The sequence below is a fragment of the Bacillus sp. JJ1503 genome (genome assembly GCF_036965125.1).
Lineage (GTDB): Bacteria > Bacillota > Bacilli > Bacillales > Cytobacillaceae > Cytobacillus.
This window is the reverse complement of record NZ_JBALOZ010000365.1, coordinates 1-492: the sequence shown is the minus strand read 5'-3', so window position 1 is coordinate 492 and position 492 is coordinate 1. Positions and strand designations below refer to the sequence as shown.

The following is a 492-nucleotide window of genomic DNA, read 5'->3' as shown; positions in this document are numbered from 1 at the left end:
GTCTGCTTAGATTTGATTATCTATCTACTGAAGCTTCTCTATTTGCTGATTCCCTATTTTCATACCATAGCTTAAGATGTGTGAGGATTGTAAAAACTAGAAATGCATTCATTGCCCAAACAGAAATAAAAGGCGCCATACCGCCAAACTCAATGGAATAATACCCTTTTAATACCATAACAATATAAGCCTCAATGAAAACTAAAATAAAGCCCCCGATGCCTGCTATTGCTGTACGAACCATTCCTCTCCCACCTTCTCTTTATCATTTATGTACATGATTTCAATTATTTTATAATAATTATAAATCAAAAAATAGCATCCTTCAATTATATAATTCATAAAATAGTCAATTTTTAACTCCAATTATTCTTGACAAATCAATTTCCTCTATAAATAAACATTTTTCTTAAAATATTCACATTTTATTTACATTTACGTGACATGGATCATAAAAATGTAAAATATAGGGATATTTTTGCTACTATATCC

Annotated in this window: 1 protein-coding gene; it reads right to left on the bottom strand. The window is 29.3% G+C overall.

Annotated elements, in window-relative coordinates; genetic code table 11:
* Positions 1-16: 16 nt before the first annotated feature.
* Entirely contained in the window at positions 17-244 is a 228-nt protein-coding gene (locus tag V7149_RS22840; protein ID WP_335347880.1) for a hypothetical protein, read from the bottom strand.
* Between the last annotated feature and the right edge of the window lie 248 nt (positions 245-492).

Bases quoted from the DNA above. Each gene is read 5' to 3' on its own strand.
- V7149_RS22840 (WP_335347880.1), bottom strand. From the start codon at position 244: ATGGTTCGTACAGCAATAGCAGGCATCGGGGGCTTTATTTTAGTTTTC.